This is a genomic window from Acutalibacter sp. 1XD8-33 (assembly GCF_003612555.1).
Classification (GTDB): Bacteria; Bacillota; Clostridia; order Oscillospirales; family Acutalibacteraceae; genus Acutalibacter.
In genome coordinates, this window is record NZ_RAZF01000004.1 from 182,382 (window position 1) to 205,695 (window position 23,314).

A 23,314-nucleotide genomic window follows, 5' to 3' on the forward strand; every position below is an offset into this window, starting at 1 on the left:
ATATAGGGGTAAAAATATTTGCTTTCGCGTGGGAGGGTATGTTTTTGCCTGGAACACTCGGAACACCGTCATGTTTGCTGAAAGTAAAGGCCGCCCATTTTAAGCTGTATGCCACAGAACATGGCTGTCGGATTGACGGCTTTTCCGGCACCTGTTGGCTGCTTTTTTCTGATTTGAGCATACCCTTCCATACCCTGTTTGAATGTGGGGTAAGCATCCGCGTACTGACCGTTTTGCGTACACCAGTCCCGGTATTCACGGTAAACATCTTCGGTTCTGACTTCACCGTCTGGGTCGGGCGTGAGCATTTCCTCAACGAATCTTGTCAGCTTGTCGCTGTCATGCTGATACTTTGCGGTAGCATTTTGCACCGATTCCGGCGGCTCAAACCCTGTTTCCTGCATGAGCCAAAGACCATCCAGACACCAATTCAACACGCCGGGCAGCTCATTTTCCAAGCGTTTTTTGAGGGTTTTATCCTGTTCTTCCGGCGAAAAATGCCGGTTAAACGGCAAGACTTTCACCCTTCCCGAGCTGAAAACCGTCACGTCATTTGCTTTTGGCAGGTGATTTGTGTTGATGAAAAGTTTGAACTTGGGCTTGAACTCGAAGCTGTTTTCGTTGAGAAACCGGGTGATCATGGTGTCGTTGCCGGTCAGTGTCTTCACCAAAGCCGCGCTCAAAACCATCTACTTGTCCGGCTCTGAGATGTTCACAGCCCTGGCTCCGGCCAGCTTTGCTATGTCCTCCGAGGGCCCGGAGCTGTTGTAGTTCTGCCGCAGGGCTATGGTTTCGGGCCGTGCCGCCTTGCCGTAGCCCAGGGCCTTTTGGAGGTAAGCGGCAAGGTCAAAATCGCCCAGCATAACGTCCTTGATGGTGCGCTCCCACAGTTCTGAGCGGGCCTCCGGGTCGTACTTCACGCCGGAAATTGTTGCCAGCATATCGGCAGGGTTGTGTTCATGGAACACCATCGTTTGTAAATCCAGCGTGCCATTTGTGCAGTTGAACAAGTCTGGCTTGCTATCAAAGTCGCTGAGTTTTTCCGGGTAAATGCCCATCGCGTCTTTCAGAATTATCTCCCGGTAGTGGCGAATCTGCCACCGCTCCACGGCCTTGCGGTACTCGTTGCGTTCGCGGCCCTCGGGTAGGGAGAGGGCATAAATCACCAGCTCATCCGCAAGTTTTTTACATAGCTCCATGACTTGGAGGTTGCAGGGGTCCGGCTCCCAGGGCTTGCCGGTGAAGATGCACCACATCTTCCGCTCGGGGACGTAGCGGGCGACGTCGCGGTAATAATCGGCGAACAGATTGCTGTTGCCGATGTCGGTCGTTGTGTATCGGGAGTTAGCTTCAGGCACGAATTTAACCAGACAGTTAGAGAAATTTGTCATCGCTTCACCCCCTCCTTTGCCTTCTCCCAGGCCTTTTTCTCCCAATAGCGGCGGTTCATCTCCCTCACTTTATCGGGATTTTTCTTGCGCCATTGGCGCTGGTACTCTCGCTGGGCCTCACGCGCCAGCTCTTGAATGGCTTTTGTTTCTGCTGTAGAAATTCCTCCTTTGTGATAGCCGCTTGACAGTGGCTGTATTTCTTGCTATACTCAGTATATAGCAAGAAAAAGATAAAGCCAATGTTTCTTTCTACATTTACAAAATCGCAAGAAAATCGCACACTACAAAAGGAGGTAGATTTCTTGTCAGACAAATATAATGACATATTCCCAACCCGGCTCAGACAGCTAATTGAAGAAAAACCTACTACCATCACAGCGGTTGCAAGGGAGCTGGGTATATCACGACAGGCAGTTAGCCAATACACCATGGGTATAGGACAGCCGAACGCTGACAAGCTGCTGCAAATAGCAGAGTATTTCGATGTGTCCTGTGACTGGCTGGTGGGGCGGCAGGGCGGGGCCAAGAGCCTTGATATGGATTTGGCTGGGGTGTGTAAGTTTCTCAATATGAGCGAGGAAAGTGTTGCGTTTTTGCGAGAATTTGGAGAATTTTCAAAAGACTATCCCGGAACATTGGGCGCGCTCTTTGCCAGTGAGGAGTTCCGTGAGGTTATGAAAAGTATGCTGAGATACCGCTTCAGCCTGGAAGTACAGAAGATTGCCGAGGGCAAAAAAATGGAAAGAAGAGAGAAAAACAAATTGCTGAACGCCGTTTTCATTGAACACTTTCTCGCTACAAACAGCCTGGGGAATGTTATTCGAGATTGGGAAACTGAAATAATAGGAGAGAAGAAAAGCGTTTCTGATAGTATCTACGAAACACTAAAAGCTGAGCAAGATAAAGACTCTGAGCTAAAACCGTCATTTTGTCGGTTTTAGAACGTGACGGAAATAATTTCCGTCACGTCAAGACAGTAATTTGCTCAGCGATAAAAAGTCGTTGACCAGAACAGCAATTTGTCGTTTTGATTTTGCGGGGTGGTGGTTGCGGATTACGCCACCACCAGAAAACAACGTGGGCGAAACTGTTTCGGCGACGTTGCAACAAAATGGTCGCGGACAAAATGTCCGTGACCATCCTTACAGAATATTTTGTGTCTATAAGTTCATTTTCCCTCAAATCCCCATTGCGTAATTGAAATATCTCTGCGAATATGGTATAATTACTTATAAATAGTGCAGTTTGTGTCGAACACCTATTCTCACTATAGACAAAGCGATATAATTTGATAAAATGAAACTATAATGTCATTACAATAAAAAAGAGAGGACAGAAAATGGAAACTATTTTTATCGCAGGAGTTTATGGCGTAGGAAAGAGTACCTTGTGTAGGTCGTTAGGCAATTCCTTAAACATTCCATCTTTCTCTGCTGGAGATTTAATAAGCAAGATAAATGGCGAAGATTACAAACAAAGCAAGGCCGTAAAGGATGCGGTATACAATCAAGAAGTACTTGTTTCTGAGGTCGAACTAAAACTGAAAAAGCATCCAATAATTTTGCTTGCGGGACATTTTTGCATTTTTAATGAACAGAATCATGTTGAGGTGTTGCCATATGGGGTGTTTGAAAAGCTACATATAAAACAAATACTGCTTTTGGACGCTGATACAAACCAGATAATTAGCAATTTACTGTCAAGGGATAAGAAATTCTACGACTATGAACAGGTTGTATGCCTGCAAAAAGAAGAACAAACTGTTGCTAGACATATTGCGAATCTCATAGAGTGTCCGCTTGATGTCCATTATATGTCTTATGACGCAAACGATTCAGCGCATTGCGTTTCTATACTTACGAAAAACGGCATCATTTTTGATTGAAAACTTATATCACTATTCGACGGAGGTACATGCGTGACAGCTATTCTTATATCGATCAAGCCTAAATACATTGAGAAGATATTATCTGGCGAGAAAACATATGAATACCGCAGAAAAATGGCTCGTAAGAAACCCTCCATAATGATTATCTATTGTACTGCTCCTGTCAGTAAAGTAATTGCATATACGAAGATCATCAGCCAATTAAGCGCTTCTCCAGATGCTTTATGGAACATGACTAAATCAGGTGCAGGAATCAGTTATGATGAATACATGAGATACTTTTCCAATTCTAAGATAGCATACGCATATGAGATTGGAGAAGTAATAAAATTCAATTGTCCCAGGGAACTTCTGGATTATGGCATAGATCATGCGCCGCAATCATTTATATACATCAATACTGACCATGAAATCTGTGTGCCGAACTGTGATAGGCTATGAGGTGAGAATAATGGAGAGTTTTGCGTTTTGGTATAAAGAACGCGAGAATGAATCTGGTGTATCTGTGTCAGATGAGTCTGGTGAATTGGCTGCGCATGTGCATTTCAATTTATGGTGTGAATGTGGTTGGAAAAAAGAGAAGGAACACTTACAAGGCACTGATTACCCGTATTTGGATATTGGATTCCGGGTGAAGAGACTTTCAAAAGCACAGGCATTATTTTTCTTCCTGCCTTTTTCTATAACTGAAGCGAAAAAAATGCAATGTATCGAGGATCTTGGGAGAAAATTTCTTGAAAACGCTTTGCTGGCTGATGCTCTATTCAATGATAGCCATCACGTTACGATTTCTGCTAACAAGAAAGAAATTGATGTGCGCTGTACATCGAAGGATGATCATTTTAAAATCTATCAATTGGATATCGTAAATGACATAAGTCTCGAAGCCTTTGGTGAAGGAACCATACTCGAGATAAAAACAGGTCGTATACTAAGTAATATGGATGAATCTGAGCAGGAATCGGACTACTATTTCCGATTTCGCATAAAAAACCAACCCCTTGATTTTCTGATTCATCGATATAAGCCGCCGACCGGAGTCATCCAAGGGCTATTTAATACTACATATATGATTGATTTTCGTTACCATAACATTCGCGGACTTCATAATACTCTCGTCGAGCGTTTCCACGAAAAACTGAATCATCCCGTTCCGGTTCAACAACTTCATTTCTTCTTAATGACGAAGGCATACGTCGATGTATCCAACACAAATTTCAAAGTCAGGAAAATCGAACAAGATGTTTGGAAAGACTATGTTGATGGGCTTGATACAGAAGATTTGGTGGCCTACCATTATGCTGACAAACCCAAGACAGAGAGTAACTCGAAATATATCGATTCCAGTGAACTTTTCGCTAAATTCAGAGTTGAGCAGCAGGTTATATGGCGGTATGTTCTTATTACTCTCGGACTTGGTGCAGTGGGATCACTCTTAGGAAGTAGTATTTTGGCGTTGAAAGACATTATTTGGCAACTGATTTGCAAATTTCTCTTGACACCGCCTACCTAAAAGCATATAATATATTACCTTCTTGACAATATTGGCTCAACTGTGTATAATGTAATATGGAAGGGAGGCTCTACTTATGGACAATATAACTATCCAGCAACTTAGAAAAGTTGACTCGGATTCAGTTCGGATGGTTGGTACTTCCTTGGCTTTTCTGCGGGACGATTATCCTGGTTTTGGACACTGGTATAATCAGACAGTTGTTCCTTCCATTGGAGACAATCGGATGGTTTTCTTTGCGTCGCCTCAAGGCGACTGCAATCGTTTGGCTGGTGCAATGATATTGAAGAAGACTTTCTATGAAAAAAAGATTTGCACATTATACATTCCTGACGACTTCCGTGGACGCGGTATTGGTACGGCGTTTATGAAGAAAGCAATCATAACACTAGGTGACAGACATCCCGTCATTACGGTTTCAGAGCCGCGAGTAACTGAGTTTGATTCTTTCCTACAGCGATTTGGTTTCAAGTTGTATGACAGCTATAGTGGGTATTATCGTTCTGGTTTTCACGAGTTATCATATAATGGCCCTATCGAGCCATTGGAGTGTAACCCCAAAAAGGTCGTCTACTATTTTATGCCTGGATTCATTTCACAAGTGCCTTCTGTCACTTGTTGTTAAGAGACAAGAAGAGAACCATCTTTGGTTTCAAGGATGGTTCTCTTCTTTTGGCAAAAACGATGGCAATAGAAATGCAAGCGCACGCTAAAAAAATATTGAGCATACTAAAAGGTAAATCTGAGCGCTCAAGACTTCTAGCGAAGAGATTTAGCACCTCCGTAATCCGGGTATCTTCCTTCGAAATACAGTGTGGATAGTTGATGTTCTATATTTCTTTCTGTTATAAGGTGGTAAAATTTTTTCCAATTTATTCTGTACTCCTCCGCTACTCTATGCTATACTATACCAAAACACCTATCATGAAGGAGCCCCCACCATGCCAACCGCCATCTACTCCCGCAAATCCAAATTCACAGGCAAAGGCGAAAGCATCGGCAACCAGATCGACCTCTGCCGCGAATACATCGCACTGCACTCCGGCGAGGAAACCGCCCGCACCGCCCTAATCTTCGAGGACGAGGGCTTCTCCGGCGGCAACCTAAACCGCCCGGCCTTCCAGCAGATGCTGAAAGCCGCCCGCAACCACGAGATCAGCGCCATCGTGGTCTACCGCCTTGACCGTATCAGCCGCAACATCAGCGACTTCTCGGCGCTCATTGAGGAGCTGAGCCGCTTGAATGTGGCCTTCATCTCCATTCGGGAGCAGTTCGACACCGGCAGCCCCATGGGCCGGGCCATGATGTACATCGCCTCGGTGTTCTCTCAGCTGGAGCGGGAGACCATCGCCGAGCGCATCCGGGACAACATGCACGAGCTGGCAAAGACAGGCCGCTGGCTGGGGGGCAACACCCCCACCGGCTACGCCTCCGAGAGCGTCCAGACTGTCACGGTGGACGGCAAGGCACGCAAAGCCTGCAAGCTCCGGCTTATCCCGGAGGAGGCCGGACTGGTCAAGGAAATTTTCGCTCTCTACGCCGAGAGCGACTCCCTCTCCAAAACCGAGGCTGAGCTTCGCCGCCAGAATGTCAAGACCAAGACGGGCCGGGACTTCACCCGGTTCGCTGTCAAGAATATCCTGCAAAACCCGGTCTACCTGCTGGCCGACCAGGAGGCATACCAATATTTCACAGAGAACGAGGCTGAGCTGTTCTCTCCTCCCGCCGACTTTGACGGCCTCCACGGTATTCTCGCCTACAACCGCACTGACCAGGAGAAGGGCCGGGCCACTGTCTACCTGCCGGTCAAGGAGTGGATTGTCACCGTGGGCCAGCATGAGGGGCTGATACCGGGCCGCGAGTGGGTGAAGGTGCAGGCGAGCCTGGAGCAGAACCGCTCCAAGTCCTACCGCAAGCCCAGGAGCAACCAGGCCCTCCTTACCGGCCTGCTGTTCTGCTCCTGCGGCAGCCGGATGTACCCCAAGACCTCCAAGCGGCTGGGTGCGGACGGTCAGCCCCTTTACACCTACATCTGCAAGCGCAAGGAGCACAGCCAGGGGAGCCAATGCGCCCAGAAAAACCTCAGCGGCAACCGGCTTGACGCCGCTGTTATTGAGGAAATCAAGGGGCTTACTGAGGACAAAGCGGCATTTCTCAGCCAGCTTGAAAAAAGCAAGAGCTTCTACTCCGGCGATCGCACCGGCTATGATGAACAGTTAGCCGGTCTACGCAAGGAGTGTGCCGACGTTGAAAGCAAGCTCACCGCGCTGATTGATTCCCTTGCGGGGCTGGACAGTGCTACAGCCAAAAATCAGGTAGCAAAGCGCATAGATGAACTGAGCGGGCAGCAGGAAACCCTCCAAGCCCGGATAACCGAGCTGGAGGGCCTGACGGCTCAAAATGAGCTGAGTGCCGAAGAATTTGACATACTCGTTCAAATGCTTGCCAGCTTCCGCACCACCATAGACCTGCTGTCTATAGAGGAAAAACGCGCCGCCATCCGCACCGTGGTACAGAAGGTGATTTGGGACGGGGAAGCCGCCCATGTGGTGCTGTTCGGGGCAGAGGGCGATGTTGACTATACCACTATCCCAGATTTGACTCTCTTATGTGAGGATAGCAAATGAAATCCTGATGTTCTTCCGTTCTGGGAAAAAGTCCGCTCAGGATGTATCCATCAACGAGCCCATTGACTCTGACAAGGATGGCAATGCCCTGACCCTGATGGATACCATGGCTGTGGACGACACGGTGATTGACGATATTGATATCCGTATGAAAAGCGAAAAGCTCTATGACTATCTTCCTGTTCTGGAGCCCAGGGAGCGCAGCGTAATCTGCATGCGCTACGGCCTGGGAGGGCGCAAGCCGCTGGCCCAGCGGGAAGTAGCGGGAAAACTGGGGATCTCCCGTTCCTATGTGTCCCGTATTGAAAAACGCGCTTTGGAAAAATTACGGGTGCAATTTGAAACCGGGGATACTTGATTATTCCTGTAGAATGCTGTATAATATGACAGAAATATGCAAAATGCTCGTGATACCTGTTGCACAAAAATGAGGAAAGTGATGATGGTATGAAGAAATTTCTAGCTGCTGTTTTGGCCGCGGGAATTTTCCTGTCCCTGCCTTTGGATGCCTCTGCTCAGGAGGGGGATTCCGGGCTTCCTGTGGCTTCGGATCTCTCTGAGAACGCTGCCCCCGAGGGAGAGACCCCTTCCCTTATGGAGGAAGATGTGCTCGATTCTCTGGCGGACTCAGACAGCCCGGGAGACGATTCCGGAATCACCGCGAATCCTTCTCCTACTCCGGGCCCGGACGCGACTCCCGAACCAGATCCCGCTCCCACTCCCGTGCCGGGACCGGATCCCAGCCCTGCTCCCAGCCCCATTACCCCCGGACTGGAAACCACAGAGCACCCGGCCTATATTACCGGCAACAAGGATATGGCCAATCCGGAAGGCCGGCTTACCCGGGCCGAAGCTGCCAGCATGATCTATTCTCTGCTAGAGTCTGAGCCCATCCCTGACCCGGAAACCCAGATCGCCTATTCCGATGTAAAAGAGAGCGATTGGTTTGCGGAGAAGGTTCTGGCTCTGTCTCAGATCGGAGCCCTGAATGGCTACGCGGACGGTACTTTCCGCCCTGGCAAGAATATCTCCCGGGCAGAATTTGTAGTTATTCTCTCCCGGTTTTTCCCTCTTGATGACAGCGCGGATACCATCTTTACCGATGTGGACCCAGAATCCTATCCCTGGGCCTACCGGCAGATTGCCCAGGCTGCGGATAAGGGATGGATTGAGGGCTTTGCCGGAGGCGTATTCAAACCGGACGATCCTGTCACCCGGGCCCAGGCCATCAAGATTATCAACCGGGCTCTGGGACGCTCCCCGGATAAGGCCAAAATCGACGCCGATGGCAAGGTCCTGCTGTTTTTGGATCTGCCATACACCCACTGGGCCTACTATGAGATCATGGAGGCCGCTCTGCCCCACAGCCCGATGACGGAGGATGCGGATGCGGAATCTTGGCTTTCATATACCGTCCCCGCTGCTTCTCGCGCCCCTGGGTATCACTCCATTGGCGGGGAGCTCTACAAGGTGGACAGTGCGGGCCATTGGGTACGCAACGCTACAGACGGCGTGCTGAAATTCGACAATAACGGTCGCTACACCACCGGTAATGCCAGCCTGGACAGCCAGCTTACCGCTTTCGTGAAGGCCAACACGGTTTCTGGCGACAGCAACTATAACAATTACCGGCGCCTGCACAACAAAGTGGCCTCCCTCCCCTACCGGGCAGGCAGCTACCTGGGGAAAGGCTCGGAGGACGGACAGACTGGCTGGGAAGCTGCCATGGCTTTGGATATGCTGAAAAACAGCAAGGGAAACTGCTACCGCTACGCTGGTCTAGGCACCATGTTGGCTCGGAAAATGGGCTATCAGGCCACTGGGATTTCCGGCAAGGTGGACATCGGCTATGGCTATGTGCTTCATGGCTGGGTAGAAATCAAACTGGACGGGGAAACGCTTTTCTGCGACCCCCAGCAACAAAACCGTTTCCCCAAGGAAAATCTGTATATGAGTCAGTACAGCCAGTTTACCAAACGGCATTATTCCGTAAAGGGAGTTCAGAAAAAGTAAAGGAAGGATATCCTCATGAAAAATTTCTTTCGTGTTCTCTTGGCATTGATTACATTCGCCCTGCTTCTGGTTTCCTGTAGCGGCGAAGAGGAGCAATCCTCTCTGGCTCCTAGCGCTGGGCCCTCAGCCTCTCCCAGTGCTGCTGCAAGCCCCTCTGCCAGTCCCAAGGCCTCTGCCAGTCCTAAGGCCCGGAGTACCGCCAAGCCAAGAGCTTCCGCGTCTCCCACAGCGGAACCGACAGAAAAGCCAGAGCCCACGCCCGAGCCTACGGAAGAGCCTGCCGCTCCTTCCTACCCCACGCCTGATCCGGACGACATCCGTGTGGAGCCCTCCGGCGACGATGATCCCACCCCCGCGCCGGAACCTACGCCTGAGCCCACCCCGGAACCTCCCGCCGCCAATCCTGCCGACTATATTGGCGGGGATGTAAACTCCCTCTATGCCGCTCTCGGCTATCCCAACAGCTCGGAATACGGCCCCAGCTGCATCGGCCCCGGAGAGGACGGTGTGCTCTACTACAACGGCTTTACTGTCTACACCTACCGGGAGAACGGCTATGAGCGCGTGGAGGATGTGGGATAATCCATGGTATTTAGTTCACCGGCGTTTCTTTTCGCCTTTCTTCCCGTTACTTTCTTGCTCTCCCGGCTGATTCCCCACCGCACCGCCCAAAACGCCCTACTGGCGGTCCTGAGTCTGGTGTTTTATGCTTTTGGGGAGCCTGTCTATGTACTGCTGCTCCTGGGCTCTGTGGGGATAAACTATCTCTCCGGCGTGCTCCTTTGCTCCCGGCTGAACAAAAAGGCGGTACTGGCCGCAGCCGTTCTGTTGAATCTTGGGATCCTCTGCGTTTTTAAATATGCTGACTTTGCCGTGGATACGTTGAACCGGCTGGGGCTTTCCTTGCCTCAGCCGGGCATTGCTTTGCCCATTGGGATCTCCTTTTTCACTTTCCAGGGCCTGTCCTATCTCATCGACTGCTACCGGGACCGGTCGCTTGTGAGCCGCAGCTTTTTGAAGCTCACCCTATATATCGCGTTTTTCCCTCAGCTCATCGCCGGGCCCATTGTGAAATACCACCAGGTTTCCCAGCAGATTGACCATCGGGAGATGTACCCCGCCCTCACTGCGGACGGCATCCGCCGGTTTATTCTGGGTCTGGGGAAGAAGCTCCTGCTGTCGAACACACTGGGGCAGATGGCCGATCTGGTTTTTCTGGCATCTCCCGCCCAGCTGGACGCCCGCTCCGCCTGGCTGGGCGCATTCTGCTATATGCTGCAAATCTACTTTGACTTTTCCGGTTATTCGGATATGGCCATCGGACTGGGGCGGATGTTTGGCTTCCAATTTGAAGAAAACTTCCGTTATCCCTATGCCAGCGGGTCCATCAAGGAGTTCTGGCGGCGGTGGCATATCTCCCTGTCCTCCTGGTTTCGGGATTACCTCTACATCCCCCTGGGCGGCAACCGGAAAGGCCGCTTCCGCACAGAGCTGAACAAGTGCCTGGTATTCTTCTGCACCGGCCTGTGGCATGGGGCTTCTTGGAGCTTTGTGCTCTGGGGTCTCTGGCATGGATTTTTCATTATTCTGGAGGACCTCCTGCCTCCGCCAGGGAAACTTCGCCGGATTTTGTGGAGGCCTGTTACCTTGCTGGCCGTGCTGCTGGGCTTTGTGCTCTTCCGGGCGGATTCCCTCCCAGTGGCGGGAACAGTTTACAGCGCCATGGCCGGGACTCTTCCTGTAACCCTGGAAAGTGCCGCGCTATTGCGGGCTCTGCTCAGCCCTCTGAATATTCTCATCCTTGTGGCCGCGTGCTTCTGCGCCCTGCCCCTGCTGCCCCGGATCAAGGCTTTCGCCTCGGGAGAGAGCGCTGGGGCCTCCGTCCTGCGGATTGCCTCCTATGGGGCCGCGATAGGGATTTTCCTGCTGTGCGTGCTGAACCTGTCCTCTACTCAGTTTAACCCCTTCATCTATTTCCGCTTTTGAGGTAGCCTATGAAAAAAACATTCCACCTGCTGTTTGTGATCCTTTTTTTCGGGGCCTGCCTGATTCCAGGATTGGGGCTTCTCCTCAACGGCCCCAGCCCTGCCGCCGCCAATGAAACCGCTGTCCGCGCCCCCAGCTTTGTCAATCCGGACGGCAGCCTCAATCTGAACCTGCTCTCCGACGCTGCGGACTGGTTCTCCCACAGCTATGGTTTCCGCCGGGAGTTGATTACAGCCGACTCCGCCTGGAAGGCCGGCCTGTTCCGGAGCTCTACCCAGCCTCTGGTGGCCCTGGGGAAAGAGGGCTGGCTCTATTATGCCGAAACCCTGGACGACTACACCGGCGCGGACTCCCTCTCTCCCCGGCAGACCTGGTGTATCGCCCGTTCCCTGAAGCTGGCTCAGGACTACGTCCAAAGCCAGGGAGCGGCGTTTGTGTTTACAGTTGCGCCGAACAAAGCCTCCATTTACCCAGAATATCTCCCGGATGGGCTCAGCCCCGCCCCCTCGGAGTATTCCGCCCCGCTGGCAGAGGTGCTCCAGGAACAGGACGTCCAATATGCCAGCCTGTTTGAACCCTTGCGGACCATGAGCGGGAGGTCAGAGCAATCGCGCTCTCTAAATGGCGAGCCCCTATATTTTGCCCTGGACTCCCACTGGACCAACCGGGGAGCCGCCCTGGCCCACGATGTCCTGCTGGAGGCCTTGGGGCTTCCCTCTGAGGACGCCTTTGGCAAGGCGGGAGGCTATCAGCCCAGCCATCTAGGCGACTTATATGAGATGCTCTATCCTGCCTCTCTCCGGCTGGATCTGGAGTTTGCCTTTGATCCGCCCTTGGATTTCCAGTACGCCAGACCCATTCGGGATGTAGACGATCTGACCATTGAAACCGCCAGCGCCTCAGAGAACGGTCCCCTGCTTATGTTCCGGGACTCCTTCGGCAACGCCCTGCATAGCCTGATGGCAGAGAGCTTTTCCACCGCCCTCTTCTCCCGGGCCATGCCCTACAATTTGGAGCGCATGGAAAGCATAGGGACGGAATATGTGGTGGTAGAGATTGTGGAGCGGAATCTGCCTCTCTTGGCAGAAGGCGCTTTCCTTTTCCCCGCGCCGGAGGTGGACCTGTTCCAGCCTCCCTGGGGGAATACGCGGCTGTTCCAGGGAGAGCGCTGGCCGGCGGAGTCCCCCCTGGCCATAGAGAGAGCCGGGGCCTATAATAGAATCACTGCCAGCGCGGACATTCCCTGCGACTTGGACTCCCCGGTCTATCTGATCCATATGCCCGCTGCCGGAGGTTCGGTCACCGCCTGGGAGGCTCTGCCTCTGTATCAGGAAGATGGTGCTCGGGCTGCCTGCACTGCCTGTCTCCCCACCGACCGGCTTCCCGAGGGCACCCTCTATATGGCCTTTCAACAGGAGGGAAAATGGCAGATGACCTATTGGGAAGAACCGTTTCCCGGCCCGGCTCCCAGCGGGGAGGGTTGATCATGGAATGGAAGCCCATTGCGCATATTCACAGCCCGTTCCCCGAAAAATTCGGCGTGCCCCGGCAGAGCGGACTCATCGACAGCCTGCGGGCCTGGGTGGTCTTTGAGCCGGAGTGCCGGGTGCGGGAGGCGTTCCGGGGGCTAGAGGAGTTCTCCCATCTATGGCTGATCTGGCTGTTCTCCCAGGTGCCGGAGGGAAAGTGGTCCCCCACAGTACGCCCGCCCCGGCTGGGCGGCAACCGGCGGGTGGGGGTGTTCGCCAGCCGTTCCCCTTTCCGGCCCAACCCCATCGGACTGTCCTGTGTGGCCTTGGAAAAGGTGGAACTGGAAGGACCAGATGGTCCCCGGCTGCTGGTCTGTGGGGCAGACCTGGTAGACGGCACCCCCATCCTGGATGTGAAGCCCTACCTGCCCCAGGCAGACTGCCATCCGGAGGCCTCCGGCGGCTTCACCGACAGGAATCCATGGACCGCTCTGAAGGTGGACTTTCCCCCAGCTCTGGAGAAGGCCATTCCCCCAGAGCTTCTGGAGGCGCTCCGGCAAGTCTTGGCCGCAGACCCCCGCCCCCATTACCACAGCGATCCCAAGCGGGTCTACGGAATGGGCTTTGGGGGGATACAGGTACGGTTTACAGTAGAGGACAGCGTGCTCCACGTAGTGTCCGTGGAGGCGCGGAAGGACCCCTGAAAGAGCAGAATTTTACCCTGGCTGGCGGTTTCGCATTCCGCTGGCCAAGGTAAAATTCTTGCCGGCCTTATGCTGTGTATTTTTTGACGGGGGCTTCGAGCACGACGGCACGGCAAGGAGCACAAGTTTGGGCGGGCATTTCGGCTGATTTCATGCGCACAGAGCTGGCTCTCTCCGCATCCACCCCCGCTCGGGTTCGTCCTTCGGACGAACCGCCGGGCAAACGGGATTTACCCGTTTGCCCACGGCCATTTTGCGGCAGGCCGCAAAATGCGAGCGGGGCACACCGCACCAAGCCAGGTGGTGGGAGGAGCAGGCTGGGTTTCGCGGTAGTGTCAAAAAGATAAACACTCGCGCAGCTCGGTTTATCTTTCCGTTTTCCTGAGCAAAACTCGGATAGTTAACCGAGCGCAGCGAGTGTTAACCTATTATTCACCACCCGCAAAAATTGCGCTTCTCAGGTGTTAAGGTCAAGGACAAGACCTTGAGGGCTGCGCGAGTCTCGCCTGCCGGCTCGGTCGGTTCACGGCCTGTCCGCCCCCGGCGGACGCTCACCCCTCAAACTCCTCGCCAGCTGTAAACTTGGCTTTGCCAAGTTTTGACCAGCTGGACCGGTCAATCTTGTTCCACAAAACGTTCACGACGAACGAAGTGAGGAAGCAGGGTAAAATGTTTCGTAGACTTCGCTCTGCGAAGTCTTACCTTTCTCAAAGGTGGCAGGGGTTTGGGGGTGAGCGTTCTGCCGGATACTTGGCAAAGCCAAGTATTGCAGACAACGCCGCGGACCGACCGAAGCGGCAGCCGAGACAACCCCACAGTCTTAAAAGCACACTTTTCAATAAAACAGATACCGCTCCCGGTCGTCCAACCATAGCCTCTGAAATTTTACGCCGAACGCCTTTGCCGCAGCCTCCGCCGCCTCTTCCGGCGCACCGAAGGCCCGTAGCTCCCCTTTTTCCAGCACCGCCACACGGTCGCAATACCCAAAGGCCAGATCCAGGTCGTGGAGCACCGCCAGCACAGTCTTTCCCCGAGCATTCAGGGCCCGGATCAGCTCCATTACCTGGACCTTTTGGCCGATATCCAGATACGTTGTGGGCTCGTCCAGAAGAAGCGCTTCGCTGTCCTGGGCCAGAGCCATGGCGATATATGCCCGCTGCCGCTCTCCTCCGGAAAGGGCTTTCAGCTCCCTGTGGCGCAGGGAGGAAGCTCCAGCTTCTTCCAGAGCCGCGTCCACCAGCCGCCGGTCCTCCCGGCTCAGGCTTTTTCCCCATCCCATGTGGGGATACCGGCCGTATGCCGCCAGCCGTTCTACCGTGAGGCTGGGCGTTTCCCGAGTCTGAGGCAGCACCGCCAGAATCCTGGCCAACTCCCGCCGGCTGTAGCTTCTCACTCCCTTACCGCACACCAGCACCTCTCCGCTTGCAGGGCGGAGTAAACCGCAGGCGGTTTTCAGAAGGGTCGTTTTTCCACAGCCATTGGGGCCAATCAAGGCTGTGATCTTTCCCCGAGGCACGGCAAAGCTCACCTGGCGGAGCACCTCCCGGCTGGGATAACCCCCGGAAATCCTGTGAAACACGATCGCAGGATCAGTCACCGTCCCGCCCCCTTTGTCGCAGAATTAGCAGCAAGAAGAAGGGGCCCCCCACAAAGCTCAGCAGAATCCCCACCGGGATCTCATAAGGCGCGAAGAGCACCCGGCTCAAAAGATCACAGAGAGTGACGAAGCCCGCCCCCAGCAGCGCCGCCGCAGGCAGCAGAAGCCGATGGCTGGTTCTGGCCTCCCCCAGAAGCCTGCGCACCATATGGGGGGCCAGCAGGCCCACAAAGCTCAGCAGCCCCGAAAAGCTCACTGCGCATCCCGCCAGGACGCAGGCCAGCACGATCAGGGAGAAGCGGGCCAGGGGCACGTTCATGCCCAGAGTGCGGGCGGCATCCTCCCCCAGGCAGAGCAGGTCCGCTTGTCCTCCCAGGAGAAACGCGGCTCCCAGAGCCAGCAGGATCACCCCCCAGGCAGGGGTGAAGTCTCGGATGGAGACTCCGGAAAAGCCCCCGATCAGAAAGGCGCTGCCGTTATACAGAGTCTCGGGGAAGAAGGTCTTGACCGTGTTGATCCCGGCAGTGAAGATGCTGCTCACGGCCACCCCGGCCAGGATGATCCCCAGCTTGCCCGAGCCCGCCCCCGCCGCCACGGCGCAGACCACCAGCGTGGCCAGGAGGGCCCCGGCAAAGGCCCCGGCGGGAGCAGCTCCCGGCACGCCGGGGAAGAGGGCCATGGCGAGAAAGGTGAAGAACCCGGCTCCCGCGTTGGCCCCGATCACATTGGGGGAGGCCAGGGGATTGCCCAGCACCGCCTGGATCACCATGCCGCTGACGGCCAGGGCAGCCCCGGAGAGCAAAGAGGCGCACACCCTGGGCCAGCGCACATAGAGGAGGATCCGGGCCCCAGGGGACAGGGCCTCCCCGGCCAGAAGCTCCCGGAGAGCCTCCCAGAGGTCCAGCCGGGAGGACCCGGCCGCCAGCCCGGAGAGGGCGCACACCAGGGCAAAGCCCCCCAGAGCGGTCAGCCAGACCCCGTCAGTCCTCCCCCTGGAGGATTTTCCCCAGATACTCATAGCTATCCCCCCAGCGGTTGTTGGGCTTGTAGTGGAACAGGTCCTTGGGCAGCACCACGTATCGGCCCTCCTTCACGGCGGTGAGGCCGGACCAGGCGGGGTTCCCGTCGATGAGGGAGTCCAGGTACCCGAGAGCCTTGGCCTCGTCCCCCATGGTGGTGACGAAGATGAAGTCCGGGTCCGCAGCGATGGCCTCCTCCAGGCTCAGATCCTCCAGCATGGAGGGGTGCTCATCCGCGATGTTTTGACAGCCCAGGTCCTTAAGGATGGCCCCGGCCAGCTCGTCGTCGGTCTTGGCCTTGATACCGGTGGCGAAGGCCCGGATCAGCAGCACGGAGGGCCCGTCCTCCCCGAAGGCATAGGTCTCCCGAGCGCCGGCGATCTGCTGTTCCACCCGTGTCACGTGCTCCTCGTAGAGGTCGGGCCGTCCGGTGGCCCCGCAGAACTGCTCCATCATGGCGGCGTAGTCCCCGAAGGTGTCCACCCGGTAGCTCAGGCAGGGGAGACCGGCGTTTTTCAGCACGTCCAACATATCCTGCTGAGCGGCGATGTCCAGGGAAAGGATCACCAGATCCGGCTCCAGAGCGATGATCTCCTCGGCGTTGGGCTCCTTCACGGTGCCCACGACTTTGGCCTCGCCCACGTCCAGGGCCCGCTCCTCCACGGCGTCCTCCGTGACCCCGCAGAGCTGGCCCCCGGCCAGCAGCCAGGCCTCGCAGTACGAGCCGTAGAGACAGGCCACCCGGGGGGCATCCGGCAGCTGGACGGTGTCGCCGTTGGTGTCGGTGATGGTAGTTTGTGTTTTTTGGGGGCGGGCAGAGCCCGCCGGGGCCGCCCCGGAGGCTGGCGCGCCCTCATCTGGGACGGCGGTCCCGCAGGCGCTCAGCAGGGCGCAGGCACAGAGCAGGACGCCCATCAAAGTCTTTCTGTATCTCATGGCAGCTCCTTTCTAAGATCAAGGTCAAGACCGTGGGACGCTGGTCTCGCCTGCCGGCTCGGTCGGTTCGCAGCTTGTCTGCCACTGGCAGACGCTCACCCCACACCCTGCCAGGGGCCTAGACGCCTGAGACTTGGCGAAGCCAAGTCTTGGACCGCGAATGTCACTCCTCACTTCGTTCGTCATGAACGTTTTCAATGTTTTGACGAGCTAACCGAACAACCGTAAAAGTTTTTGAGACTTACCGAAGGTAACGTCTTAAACTTCTTTTCAAAAAGTTTGTGGGGTTTGGGGTGAAACCCCAAGGTCTCAGGCAGGCGCGCCCTGAAAGTCCTCCGGCAGCAGAAGCTCCAGGTCCCGTTCCGCGTCCGGGGCCTTCATGTTCCGCCGGGAGCAGGCGATCACAGCGGCCTCCGCCTTGTTCCGGGCCATGCGGCCGTTGCCGTTCACCCGGGGGTCTCCCAGAAGCTGGGCCCGGCGGTACTCCTCCAGCAGAGGGGCCTCGCAGGCGGGGTCCAGCCGGTAGCCCATGCCCGCCACAATGCTTTTGGTAATCTCCAGAAGCTCCTCTGGGGTGTAGTCCGGGAACTCGATGATATTGGGGAACCGGGACCGCAGGCCGGAGTTGGCCGAGAGAAACTCCTCCATCTCCCGGGAGTACCCCGCCAGAATCACCACCAGCTTGTCCCGGTGGTCCTCCATGCCCTTCACCAGGGCGTCGATGGCCTCCAGGCCAAAGCTGTCGTCCCGGCCCCGGTACAGGGAGTAGGCCTCGTCGATGAACAGCACGCCCCCCATGGCGGACTGGATGGCCTTTTGGGTCAGGGGCGCGGTGTGGCCCACGTACTGGCCCACCAGATCCGCCCGGCTCACCTCCACCAGCTGGCCCCCGGTGAGGGCCCCGATGGCCTTCAGATACCGGGATACGATCCGGGCCACGGTGGTCTTGCCGGTACCGGGGTTCCCCGTGAAGATCATGTGCATGGAGGGCAGCTCGGCCTTCAGTCCCCGCTGGCGGCGGAGCTGCTGGATCTTGAAATTGTCCTCCAGGGACAGGATGTGCTCCTTCACGCTGCCAAGGCCCACGATCCCCGCCAGCTCCTCCTTGATGGCCTGGAGCTCCCTCGCCTGGGCCTCCTCCTCCGGGGCACGCAGGGCGATGACGCCGGAGATGTTCTCCCCCTGGTAGGAGACGGTCAGCGCCCCGCCTTCCGCCCGCACCTGGGCTTTCAGCTGCGGGCGCAGGGATTTGCGTAGCTTTTCCTCGCTCATGGCCTTGTAGAGGGCCTGGGCCTTGCCCACGATGGCCGCCGCCCCCTCCTCCTTGGTATAGGCCCCGGCCAAGACCCGGACCGCCTCCTCCTCAAAGTCCAGCTGGAAGCCCAGCTGCTTCTCCCCCCGGCGGCACAGGTCCTCCAGGCGGTACCGGGCGATCTGTTCCAGGCTCTCCGGCGAGAAGTCCCCGGTGCGGAGCACGTCGTCCAGCCCGGCCACGAAATTGCCCCCGAAGGCCCCCGCCAGCCGGGAGGAATCCTCCCCGGCCAGGAGGAACAGGTATTTCCCACCGGCGGACAGCCGGGACACCGCGCCGGGGGCCAGGGCCGTGCCCACCTCCACCAGCAGTCCCTTCTGCTCCGCGTAGCGGCCCGGCAGGGGCACGCTGCCCGTGGTAAACAGCGCCGCCGCCATGGGCAGCACCGAGGGGTGGCACTTGGCATAGCCCTGGAAGAGGATGGACGAGGCCCCGCTTTTCAGGGCGGTGTACAGGTCCTGGGCGAAGAGCTTCTCCGAGCCCGGGGCGGCGTAGGCCGAAAGGTCGATCTCCGTGGTCTTGGGGCTTTTCAGCACCCCCTGCCTGCCCAAGGACTCGGTGACCGCCTTCACCGCGCTGCGCCGCCCGGTGCCCGGTTTCCCCAGAAGGGCCGCCCGACACAGGGGGGCTTCCACAGAGGCCCCCGCCACAAAAGGCCGCTTAAAGGCCAGGATCAGCCCGTTCACGAACTCCTCCTGGCCCAACACCTGCACCAGCACTTCTTGGCGGGCCTGCTGGAAAGCGGCGTCCAGGTCCTGGGCATTGCCGCCGTTGCTGGCGGTCTCCTGGGTGATCCCATCCCCTTGCAAGTGGCGCTGCAGGTCCGCCATGTCGGCCTGGGCCTCCCGAGTCATGCGCTCGATGCTCTCCTGCAAGGACTCCGCCAACCCCTGCTGAGCGTTCTGAACTGCTTCTACAGCCTCTTCCGCCTCCTTGGCGGCGGGGCTCTTCACGTTCAGCCTGCCGTCCCGGAACATGGAGTTCAGCAGGGAATCGATATCGTTTTTCATAGGCGCTCTCCTTCCTCCTGTGGGGTGAATTCCTCCAGCAACTCCGAAAGCCGGGCGGCGGGGATCTGTCCCGGCGCGGAGGCGCTGGCCCCGGCCCCGAAGGTCATGCAGGAGCCGGTGAGGCCCCCGCTGACCCGGCTCAGACGCCCCAGCGCCCCCATACTCATGGTGATGACGGGCCCCAGGGTTTCGCTGGTCTCCAGAGTTGCCTCCATCAAGGCCAGCACGTCTCCTGGGAAACGAGGCGTCACCGCCAGCTTGGGCAGGTCCGCGCCCAGGGACTTCATCTCCCGGAGAAGCTCCACCATGGGGGCCGCGTCCGGGGTTTTCTGAAAATCATGGTGGGAGACGATGACCCCCACGCCCTTCTCGTGGGCGGCCCGGATCAACCGGGAGACCGTCTCCCGGCCCCAGGAGAACTCAATGTCCAGGAGCTGGAAGCCCCCCTGACCCAGCAGGTCCAGCAATTGAGCCTCATATTTTTGAGGGGAGGGGTCTGCCGCGCCCCCCTGGCCCTTTGTGCGCAGGGTGGCCAGAAGGGGCAGGCGGGCTTTCTCCCTGAGAAGGGCCAGCCCGGAGGCCGGGTCGCCCTGGAAGCAGTCCAGCCGCCACTCGAAGAGGTCCGCAGGAAGGGCGGCGGCAGCGGCCAACTCCCTCTCAAGGCCGGGGAGGTCCCCGGCGGTGAGGGGAACGCAGATTTTGGGCAGGCCCGCCCCAAAGGCCAGACCCGCCAGATGAATGGTACGCAAATGAATCGCCCCGATTTCTTTTGAGAATGAAGAAAAGACCTTGGGGGCGCCGCCCCCAAATCCCTGCGGCCTTTGAAAAGGCCGGCGAAACTTTTACCCTGCTTCCTCACTTCGTTCGTCGCAGACAATTAACGTATTTTTATCGAGCTAACTTAACAACCGTAAAAGTTTTTGATCAAACTTTCTTCAAAAAGTTTGTGGGGTTTGGGGTGAAACCCCAAGGTCTTAACACCTGAGAAAGCAACGCAGGAAGATAGGGAAACAGTCCGGTGGACTGTTTCCTGTAAGAAACCCACGTATGGGGTTTCTTATCCCGGCTGCGGAGCAGACGGGACAAAGCCCTTGGGCCCCGGAGAAAACCAGCGGCAGGCGCAGGGAATCAGCCAAAAGGCGCTCTGAGCCAGCTGGAATCTGGACGCGCTGCCGCGCGTACAGGCCCCCCCATAATATTCTCATCCTTATAGTATACTTTGGGCGGGGGAAAAAGTCAATGCGCCCGGCCGTCACCAATTCTTGTCCTTTCGAGTACTATGGGAGTGGAAGTTTTTTCTTTTCATGATTAAACTTCCCGGTTTTCGGCCAAACTAACAGCGAAAATCAAAACGGGAGAGTGAAAAGCCGTGAACGTGCGAAGAGGAGACATCTATTACGCGGATTTGAGCCCCGTGGTGGGCTCTGAGCAGGGCGGCGTCAGGCCGGTACTCATCATACAGAACGACGTGGGGAACAAGTTCAGCCCCACGGTGATCGCCGCGGCCATCACCAGCCAGCGGGACAAAGCCAGCCTGCCCACCCACATCGAGGTGGACGCCCAGGGCAGCGGGCTCATCAAGGACTCCGTGGTGCTGCTGGAACAGGTCCGCACTCTGGATAAACACCGCCTGCGGGAAAAAATGGGCAAGCTGGACTCCGACTCCATGAGTAAGGTGAACCAAGCGCTGTCCATCAGCTTCGGGCTAGGGGCTACATAGGGCGAGCCCCGTCCCCCAGCAATTCTCCGGCCCGGGCCAGAAGCCCGGGCTTTTCGTTTGCCAGTTCGCCAGAGAGCACCTCTTCCAACAGGGTCTTCAGGGATTTTCCCAGCGCCGGGCCAGGCCGGTATCCCAGATTCATCAGGTCCTGTCCATCGACCGCCAGGTCCTTCACCGCCAGGCAGCTTCCCCGGGCCAGGATGTCCTCTGCCAAGACCTCTGCCTGGTCCACCAGAGGCAGGCGTTTTGCCGCCACCCAGGCCGTCTGGGCAGAAATGTCCCCCCGAACCAGGGCCAGAAGTGCCCAAAAGTCCTCCTCTCCCAGAGCGCCCAGCAGTCGCTTCACCCGCTTTTCCCCCATGGGCAGAATCTCCCCGTGGCCCTCCACCAGCCGGACAACCGCCTCCAGCTCCCGCCGGGGGAACCGTAGCCGGGCCAGAAGCTCCCCGGCAAGCCGTGCCCCGACCTCTGCGTGGCCGTAAAAATGGGCCGTGCCCTGGCTATCAAATGTTTTGACGAGAGGCTTTCCACAATCGTGGAGGAGCGCCGCCCACCGCAGAATGGGCTTCGCCGGGACTGCCTCTGTCGCGTGAAGCGTATGTTCCCAGCAATCATATTGATGGTAGGGATTCTCCTGGCCGCAGCCGGAAAGGGCCTCCAGCTCCGGCAGGGCGGCGAAGAGTACCAGGGCGTTTTCCTCCAACACGGGGTACATCCAGTCTCCGCACAGGAGCTTCGTCAACTCTTCCCGGACCCGCTCCCCGGAGAGGGCGGCAATCAGCCCCCGGCAGTCCAGAGCCATCCGGCGGGTTTCCGGCTGGATCCCGAAGCCCAGCACGGCGGCGAAGCGCAGGCAGCGGAGGATTCTCAAAGCGTCCTCCTGAAACCGGGATTTCGGGTCCCCAACGCACCGCAGCATCCTCCGCTTCAGGTCCTCTTGCCCGCCAAAGGGATCCTGCAATCCTCTGTCTGGATGGTAGGCCATGGCGTTCACGGTGAAGTCCCGGCGGGAGAGGTCCTCCCGGAGGCTCTGGGAAAACTGCACCTCCACCGGGCGGCGGAATCCGGCGTAGTCCCCGTCCACCCGGAAGGTGGTGGCCTCCACCAGTCCCCCTTCCGTGACGATGCCGATGGTGCCGTGGCGGCGGCCAGTCTCCACGGCGGGCCTGTTCGGGAAGCAGGCCAGAATCTCCTCCGGCCGGGCGTTGGTGGCCACGTCCCAGTCGGCGGGCTCCCGGCCCAGAAGGCTGTCCCGCACGCAGCCCCCCACGCACCAGGCCTCAAACCCTGCGGCCTCCAGGGTGATGATCACTTGGGCGGTGTGGGGCGAGATGGACAGAGTTTTCATGGCGGCTCCTTTCTCTCGGCGGGGAAAATGAGTGTTCCTGGAAAAGCATACCCTAAAACACGGCGGAATGCAAGGGCTTTCCCGCCGCCTTCCCCCAAGGCATTGACAGGCATTCCCAAAGATGCTAAGATATAGATGGATTCACATCATTTTTGAGGAGTGGTTAGTTTGGCATTGCTGGAAGAATGGAGAAATTATGCGGAGGAGCAACAGCGCGAAAAGGGCGCCAGGTTTTGGCAGGACTATTTTAAGCAGGAAACGGAATTTTATAAACAGATCCTTGCCAGCAAGCCCAGAAAAAGCACGGTGCAGTCCTACGCCAAGAAATTCGGAGTCACGCCGGTGATCATGATGGGGTTTCTGGATGGCATTAACGACAGCCTGAAAAATCCCAACAGTCTGGAAGAGCTGGAGGCTGATTCCGAGGTAAGCCTGGCGTATGACAAGGAATTGCTCTATAAGAACATGGTAGAGGCTAAGGCAGAGTGGCTCTATAACCTGCCGGAGTGGGAGCCCCTGTTGACCCAGGAACGCCGCCAAGAGCTTTACCGGGAGCAGAAGAGCTCTAAAACCGTGGTAAAAGGCCCCAAAATTGGCCGAAACGATCCCTGCCCCTGCGGCAGTGGCAAGAAATATAAAAAATGTTGCGGACGGGATCTCTAAAAACACTCGAAAGGGAAAGACCGCTAAATCGAGCCATGCCAGCTTGCTGTTTCGCGAAAGCGGCGTGCCGCATTCAGTTTAGCACATTCCATAGACCTTTTGTTTCATCCGGTGCATA

At 56.5% G+C, this 23,314-nt stretch carries 22 protein-coding genes; 14 read left to right on the forward strand and 8 right to left on the reverse strand.

Going from position 1 to position 23,314, the window contains the following annotated elements; all coding sequences use genetic code 11:
• Positions 1–68: 68 nt before the first annotated feature.
• Together D7X94_RS05280 and D7X94_RS05285 are read right to left on the reverse strand one after the other, a co-directional pair.
• Positions 69–689 (reverse strand): phage/plasmid primase, P4 family, encoded by a 621-nt coding sequence (locus D7X94_RS05280; protein WP_120426682.1) that lies wholly within the window; start codon positions 687–689, stop codon positions 69–71.
• Positions 690–1,391 carry a DNA primase family protein gene (locus D7X94_RS05285; RefSeq protein WP_120426683.1) on the reverse strand — a complete coding sequence of 234 codons (702 nt, stop codon included), beginning with the start codon at positions 1,389–1,391 and terminating at the stop codon, positions 690–692.
• 302 nt (positions 1,392–1,693) lie between these two features.
• Here D7X94_RS05285 and D7X94_RS05295 point away from each other — a divergent pair, with 302 nt between their 5' ends.
• The 12 genes from D7X94_RS05295 (at position 1,694) to tsaA (ending at position 13,591) form a co-directional block, all read left to right on the forward strand.
• Entirely contained in the window at positions 1,694–2,332 is a 639-nt protein-coding gene (locus tag D7X94_RS05295; RefSeq protein WP_158590902.1) for a helix-turn-helix domain-containing protein, read from the forward strand.
• Between the two features lie 398 nt (positions 2,333–2,730).
• A complete protein-coding gene (locus tag D7X94_RS05300; RefSeq protein WP_120426685.1) occupies positions 2,731–3,276 on the forward strand; it encodes an ATP-binding protein in 546 nt (181 codons plus the stop codon).
• A 33-nt stretch (positions 3,277–3,309) separates the two neighbouring features.
• Positions 3,310–3,720, forward strand: coding sequence for an ASCH domain-containing protein (locus D7X94_RS05305; protein WP_158590903.1), 411 nt, complete (start codon positions 3,310–3,312; stop codon positions 3,718–3,720).
• A 10-nt stretch (positions 3,721–3,730) separates the two neighbouring features.
• The gene (locus D7X94_RS05310) at positions 3,731–4,792 is read left to right on the forward strand and encodes a hypothetical protein (RefSeq protein ID WP_120426687.1); all 1,062 of its coding nucleotides are present in this window, start codon (positions 3,731–3,733) and stop codon (positions 4,790–4,792) included.
• 76 nt (positions 4,793–4,868) lie between these two features.
• On the forward strand, positions 4,869–5,417 hold the full coding sequence (locus D7X94_RS05315; RefSeq protein WP_120426688.1) for a GNAT family N-acetyltransferase: 549 nt from the start codon (positions 4,869–4,871) through the stop codon (positions 5,415–5,417).
• A 316-nt stretch (positions 5,418–5,733) separates the two neighbouring features.
• Positions 5,734–7,419, forward strand: coding sequence for a recombinase family protein (locus D7X94_RS05320; RefSeq protein WP_120426689.1), 1,686 nt, complete (start codon positions 5,734–5,736; stop codon positions 7,417–7,419).
• 7 nt (positions 7,420–7,426) lie between these two features.
• Positions 7,427–7,777: a sigma-70 family RNA polymerase sigma factor gene (locus D7X94_RS05325; protein WP_120426690.1), complete on the forward strand. Its 351-nt coding sequence runs from the start codon at positions 7,427–7,429 to the stop codon at positions 7,775–7,777.
• 89 nt (positions 7,778–7,866) lie between these two features.
• Positions 7,867–9,432, forward strand: a complete 1,566-nt coding sequence (locus D7X94_RS05330; protein WP_120426691.1) for an S-layer homology domain-containing protein — start codon at positions 7,867–7,869, stop codon at positions 9,430–9,432.
• A gap of 15 nt (positions 9,433–9,447) precedes the next feature.
• Positions 9,448–10,014 carry a hypothetical protein gene (locus D7X94_RS05335; protein ID WP_120426692.1) on the forward strand — a complete coding sequence of 189 codons (567 nt, stop codon included), beginning with the start codon at positions 9,448–9,450 and terminating at the stop codon, positions 10,012–10,014.
• A 3-nt stretch (positions 10,015–10,017) separates the two neighbouring features.
• Complete coding sequence (locus D7X94_RS05340; protein WP_120426693.1) at positions 10,018–11,418, forward strand: MBOAT family O-acyltransferase; 1,401 nt, start codon at positions 10,018–10,020, stop codon at positions 11,416–11,418.
• 8 nt (positions 11,419–11,426) lie between these two features.
• On the forward strand, positions 11,427–12,902 hold the full coding sequence (locus D7X94_RS05345; RefSeq protein WP_120426694.1) for an alginate O-acetyltransferase AlgX-related protein: 1,476 nt from the start codon (positions 11,427–11,429) through the stop codon (positions 12,900–12,902).
• A gap of 2 nt (positions 12,903–12,904) precedes the next feature.
• Positions 12,905–13,591, forward strand: coding sequence for a tRNA (N6-threonylcarbamoyladenosine(37)-N6)-methyltransferase TrmO (tsaA, locus tag D7X94_RS05350; RefSeq protein WP_120426695.1), 687 nt, complete (start codon positions 12,905–12,907; stop codon positions 13,589–13,591).
• An 835-nt stretch (positions 13,592–14,426) separates the two neighbouring features.
• Here tsaA and D7X94_RS05355 read toward each other — a convergent pair.
• The 5 genes from D7X94_RS05355 to aroD all read right to left on the reverse strand — a co-directional run bounded on the left by D7X94_RS05355 (position 14,427) and on the right by aroD (position 20,214).
• Positions 14,427–15,188: an ABC transporter ATP-binding protein gene (locus D7X94_RS05355; protein ID WP_120426696.1), complete on the reverse strand. Its 762-nt coding sequence runs from the start codon at positions 15,186–15,188 to the stop codon at positions 14,427–14,429.
• Entirely contained in the window at positions 15,181–16,206 is a 1,026-nt protein-coding gene (locus D7X94_RS05360) for a FecCD family ABC transporter permease (protein ID WP_120426697.1), read from the reverse strand. The genes D7X94_RS05355 and D7X94_RS05360 overlap by 8 nt, the downstream gene beginning before the upstream one ends.
• Positions 16,169–17,143, reverse strand: coding sequence for an ABC transporter substrate-binding protein (locus D7X94_RS05365; RefSeq protein ID WP_120426698.1), 975 nt, complete (start codon positions 17,141–17,143; stop codon positions 16,169–16,171). Before D7X94_RS05365 ends, D7X94_RS05360 begins: the two co-directional genes overlap by 38 nt.
• 309 nt (positions 17,144–17,452) lie before the next feature.
• Positions 17,453–19,465 carry an AAA family ATPase gene (locus tag D7X94_RS05370; protein WP_120426699.1) on the reverse strand — a complete coding sequence of 671 codons (2,013 nt, stop codon included), beginning with the start codon at positions 19,463–19,465 and terminating at the stop codon, positions 17,453–17,455.
• Positions 19,462–20,214: a type I 3-dehydroquinate dehydratase gene (gene aroD / locus D7X94_RS05375; RefSeq protein ID WP_158590904.1), complete on the reverse strand. Its 753-nt coding sequence runs from the start codon at positions 20,212–20,214 to the stop codon at positions 19,462–19,464. The genes D7X94_RS05370 and aroD overlap by 4 nt, the downstream gene beginning before the upstream one ends.
• Positions 20,215–20,834: 620 nt before the next feature.
• Between aroD and D7X94_RS05380 the strand changes: the two genes are divergently transcribed.
• Complete coding sequence (locus D7X94_RS05380; protein ID WP_120426701.1) at positions 20,835–21,185, forward strand: type II toxin-antitoxin system PemK/MazF family toxin; 351 nt, start codon at positions 20,835–20,837, stop codon at positions 21,183–21,185.
• Here the strand turns inward: D7X94_RS05380 and D7X94_RS05385 are convergent.
• On the reverse strand, positions 21,178–22,533 hold the full coding sequence (locus D7X94_RS05385) for a CCA tRNA nucleotidyltransferase (protein ID WP_120426702.1): 1,356 nt from the start codon (positions 22,531–22,533) through the stop codon (positions 21,178–21,180). The two genes, D7X94_RS05380 and D7X94_RS05385, sit on opposite strands and share 8 nt — an antisense overlap.
• Before the next feature lie 168 nt (positions 22,534–22,701).
• Between D7X94_RS05385 and D7X94_RS05390 the strand changes: the two genes are divergently transcribed.
• Positions 22,702–23,196 carry an SEC-C metal-binding domain-containing protein gene (locus D7X94_RS05390; protein ID WP_120426703.1) on the forward strand — a complete coding sequence of 165 codons (495 nt, stop codon included), beginning with the start codon at positions 22,702–22,704 and terminating at the stop codon, positions 23,194–23,196.
• The last annotated feature ends 118 nt before the right edge of the window (positions 23,197–23,314 follow it).